General features: G+C 40.8%; 3 protein-coding genes. 1 reads left to right on the plus strand and 2 read right to left on the minus strand.

Going from position 1 to position 3,418, the window contains the following annotated elements; translation table 11 throughout:
- The first annotated feature begins 264 nt into the window (after window positions 1-264).
- Window positions 265-1,647, plus strand: coding sequence for a DUF362 domain-containing protein (locus ACUVXA_RS18370; RefSeq protein WP_445872741.1), 1,383 nt, complete (start codon window positions 265-267; stop codon window positions 1,645-1,647).
- 120 nt (window positions 1,648-1,767) lie between these two features.
- On the opposite strand, the gene ACUVXA_RS18375 is transcribed toward ACUVXA_RS18370, so the two are convergent.
- Together ACUVXA_RS18375 and ACUVXA_RS18380 are read right to left on the minus strand one after the other, a co-directional pair.
- Window positions 1,768-2,115, minus strand: coding sequence for a hypothetical protein (locus ACUVXA_RS18375; protein WP_445872742.1), 348 nt, complete (start codon window positions 2,113-2,115; stop codon window positions 1,768-1,770).
- Between the two features lie 47 nt (window positions 2,116-2,162).
- On the minus strand, window positions 2,163-3,344 hold the full coding sequence (locus ACUVXA_RS18380) for a DUF362 domain-containing protein (protein ID WP_445872743.1): 1,182 nt from the start codon (window positions 3,342-3,344) through the stop codon (window positions 2,163-2,165).
- Between the last annotated feature and the right edge of the window lie 74 nt (window positions 3,345-3,418).

Below are 3,418 nucleotides of genomic sequence, written 5' to 3' on the forward strand. Positions count from 1 at the left end.
AATCAAAATATAATAAATCATAGACTCATTGTTCTTTTGAATCTCTACAGTAAAATTTTTTATTATATAATAATTTCGTTAATAAAATAATCTTAGGCTTTAAGGAAAATGCCGATCCTAAGGTACTAAAAGGAGAGTTCCAAGCCAAAAACCTTTCTCCAACAAAATATCTTTACAAAATAATTTATATATATGCCGACCCAAAAAAATAAAACCAAAGTAGGCAGATATATTTTAAAATTAAAAAATTTTGGAGGGAGTTTTTTGGCAAAAGCAAAAGTATATTATATAGATGATCGAGCAACTAGCTTATTAACAAGTCTAGCATATAAGGGAGCTGCACTTTTCGAGCAAGCCGGATTAAACGAGTGTTTCGACAAGGGTGATCGAGTAGCGGTTAAATGCCATATGGGTGTCTGGGGCACAACACACTACCTACGACCTTTTCTATTAAGGGTAATCTGTGACAAAATCAAGGAATATGGAGGAATACCCTTCGTCACCGACACAACCACAGTTCTTTTCACTCCATTCGACTCGCGGGTTTTAGCCCAAGATTATTATTTCACAGCGGCAGCTCACGGTTTCACTCAAGAGAGTATGGGTTGTCCAATAGTAATAGCCGATGGAGAAGCTGGGCTTGATGATAAAAAAATTGAAGTACCGAATCCCATCTTCACTAAACATGCATATGTTGCTAGAGGAATAGTAGATGCAGACTCCATGATTGTCGTTTCCCACTTTAAGGGTCATCCCATGGGCGTATTTGGTGGCGCAATTAAAAATATCGGCATCGGGTGCCAATCAAAAAGAGGTAAAATGAATGTTCACCTGACGACCCATCCTAAGTATGGCCTTGCCAGTGAATTGTTTGTATTTTCGGGGGAGGCCTGTGGAGGACTACAGGGTTGTCCTTGGGGTCCAGAGGTAGCTAAGACCTGTGAAACCAACTGCCCAACGGGAGCAATTAAAGTTCTCGAGGACCACATGGAGTGGGACAGATCCCTGTGCATCGGCTGTTTCGGACATGTCCTATTTCCACTCGCATGCGGTGTTTGGTCCATACCTGACGAATATTTACAGATGTGTGCGATAACAATGGGCGAAACAGCATCGGCGATCGTTAATCATATGGGAAGAGATCGAGTCGGCTACATTAACTATGCTATCGACATGAGTCCTTGGTGCGATTGCGTGGATTGGGCAGATCGAGCCATAATGCCAAACCTGGGAGTTTTTGCCTCAAGGGACCTGGCTGCCGTGGACCTTGCAGTTTTAGATATGACGATGAACGTATTAGGGTGTGAGGGCTCTGCAGCTGATGAATTATCCGCGATGGCAGTAGGCACAGAAAAATTCACTAAATGCGGAGGTCTCCTCGGTTACATCCCACAGTGGATACAATGTAATGTAGTACGGGAGCTCGGAATGGGCAGTACCGACTATGAGCTGATCGAGGGAGACGCCTATAGTGACTATAAAAAATGTTGGTTCCCCAGAAACTCGCCAGAAAGACCTTGTGGACAATACCTTAAGAAGGCATGGGCCGGCATCACGGTTACCCCACCTGGGGGCTTCGAATACCTACCCAAACTCAGAATATCCTACGAAGAACTATCAAAAAGACCCTCTAATAGTGAGGAGTAGCACTTCTCCCCTTTCCCCTTTTTTTTGAGAAATCAAAAAGTCCTGTTATATTTTGATAATTATAGATAGCTCGTATTATAGAATATATCAGTAGTTTAAAAATAATTCAACTGTAACTGATTATGTGGCTAAGCGGGACCTTTTGTCCATCTCTTTCTCGAATTCGGTCATTGCGTTTTCCATTTTTTCTAGAGCTGCCAGTGCCTTATTTAATTTGACATCTTCGTCCTCTATAGTTTTTTCTAATTCTTTTGCTGAGTTTACAATCCCCTCTGACAGTGTTGTACCTAGTGGAACTCTTGCAAAAGCCTTCTTTTTCCATTCACCCAGATTAAAGGCATCTTTTTTTAACCTACTCTCAATCTCATTAAGAGTATTTTCGTCCAGCTTTCCATGCATACCCTCAAGCTTTTCTAATACTCCTAGACACGCTTCTCTAGCCGATAGAATATTATCAACACCACTCATATCAACCACCTTAAATTAGTATAACTATTATTCAATCTTTTCAGTTATTATATTTCTCCGCATATAAATTTGAGTCTTTCTTCTACACGGTTTCTGAAAACTATCTCATTCATTGGGGGGCAACCTTCAGTCATAACAATTTTCGCATCACCAAATTTTTCCATCAAATCATTTGCTGATTTAACCGCACATTCTCCAATTACATGAACCTCATCAACTTCAACATCTCTTGGAATAATTGGGTTACATCCCATGATTACAACATAGGTTTTGTTTTCATCTACTTCCGGCATGAAAAAATTGTATCTCGTCAAACAAGCCTGGCACACTCCGCCGATGTACAATGTCACATTAGGGATATCAGACACGTAACTAATAATAGGTCTTTTAAAGTGTCTTTGCACAGACTCGATAGTCTCACCCTTCACCTCTATATCGTAGAGGTCGGCATTTCCTAAACCCTGATTTGCTGCGACCTGAGTCATCGGTAACTCCAGAGGCTGGAAGCCCATTACTGCCGAGGCTACGGCGTCCACAGCGACTATGTCCTTACCCGCAACTACGACATCCATATCCTCAATTATATCTCCAAGAGCTGGCCCCTGTCCCTCCATTGCTACAATACCATCAATAAAGGATAGTTTGAGTTTTTCCTTTACAGCCTTAATGATGTCAGCAAGTTTATAGAAAATATCTGTTTTATGGGCTAAGAACCATTTGTCTTTCCACTGTAATAAACCGTGCAAATTTTTTATTGCCAGGGTGGCACCAGTTAACCCGTGAGTTTTCATTTTAGCAACATTTATGAGGACATCAGACTCTACAACTGTCTTCGGTAATTCTATACTTTCGAGAATTCTACCATTCGGTACATCAACTTCAACGTAAGGCTCTTCATCAAAATAGGAGATTTCAGCTCCCAACTTTTTAACGATCTCACCTATGCCCGAAACCTTAAAAGCGTCCCTGGCCTTGAAATTATAAGCGGGGCTCTCACCAACAATTATTTTTCTTGGATTAGCACTCTTCACCAGCTTGACAATTTCTTCAACTATCTTGGGGTCTACAACGGCTGCGGTCTCGGGAGGCATGGGTTCCATAATATTAGGTTTAATTAACACAGTATCCCCCGAATCCACAATTTCTGCAACGCCGCCTAGCAAATCAACGGATTTTGGTACAACTTTCTCAGGATCATGACCCTTAACTACCGAAACTATTGAAGGCATTAAATTCCTCCCAAATATAAATTTCATAATCAATACTAATTAGAGCTATTTAATTATTTTGACTTTAAATAGAG

It is taken from the genome of Candidatus Jordarchaeum sp. (genome assembly GCF_052745115.1).